Here is a 359-nt window from a genome sequence, read left to right on the forward strand (position 1 = left end):
CCCTCCATCAGCGCGACGGAAGAAGCCCTGGATCAGAGCAATGAGTCTTTAATCAATCTGCTGGCGGGTTGGTTTAGCGATCTTGGGTTTAACGTTGAGGTTCAGCCCGTCCCCGGAACACGCCACAAATTTAACCTGCTCGCCAGTACCGGACATGGCGCGGGCGGCCTGCTGCTGGCTGGCCACACTGACACCGTGCCGTTTGATGATGGCCGCTGGACGCGCGATCCGTTCACGCTGACCGAACATGACAACAAACTCTACGGTTTGGGCACCGCCGACATGAAAGGCTTTTTCGCCTTTATCCTCGACGCGCTGCGTGACGTGGACGTGACAACCCTGAAAAAGCCGCTCTACAT

At 57.4% G+C, this 359-nt stretch carries 1 protein-coding gene; it reads left to right on the forward strand.

Features of this window, described 5'->3' with window-relative positions:
* Positions 1-359: M20/M25/M40 family metallo-hydrolase (locus RTW80_RS27870; RefSeq protein ID WP_312721360.1), on the forward strand; the 359-nt coding region annotated here is incomplete at both ends.

The sequence above is a fragment of the Escherichia sp. AM3 genome (assembly GCF_032029835.1).
In the GTDB taxonomy this organism is placed as follows: domain Bacteria; phylum Pseudomonadota; class Gammaproteobacteria; order Enterobacterales; family Enterobacteriaceae; genus Escherichia; species Escherichia coli.